Source organism: Vibrio variabilis (assembly GCF_003263785.1).
Classification (GTDB): Bacteria; Pseudomonadota; Gammaproteobacteria; order Enterobacterales; family Vibrionaceae; genus Vibrio; species Vibrio variabilis.
This window is the reverse complement of sequence record NZ_JYJK01000109.1, coordinates 1-332: the sequence shown is the minus strand read 5'-3', so window position 1 is coordinate 332 and position 332 is coordinate 1. Positions and strand designations below refer to the sequence as shown.

Here is a 332-nt window from a genome sequence, read left to right as displayed (position 1 = left end):
TGCGGATTTCTCCGTTGCTGTCACCGTATCGCCATCCACATCACTGTAGCTGAAGCTGAGCGTCTGGTTGTTGTCTTCATCAGTGGTGAGGGTCGACGCCACCGTGATGCTCGGCTCATCGTTCACGCTTGAGACCGTCACGGTGATCGTTTTATCCACCGTGTAGCCGCTGCCATCGGTCAAGGTAATGGTGAAGCTGTCGTTACCGTTGTAGTTGCCGTTGGCGTGTAGACGATGTCCGTGCCGTTGATGACTATCGCACCATGGCTTGGGGCGGATTTTTCCGTTTGCGGTGACCGTATCGCCATCGACATCGCTGTAGCTGAAGCTGA

The 332-nt window shown here is 55.1% G+C and carries 1 protein-coding gene; it reads right to left on the bottom strand.

Annotation, left to right across the window (positions count from 1 at the left end):
• Positions 1 to 332 (bottom strand): Ig-like domain-containing protein (locus tag TZ48_RS26495; protein ID WP_162674667.1); only part of this gene is annotated, 332 nt, incomplete at both ends.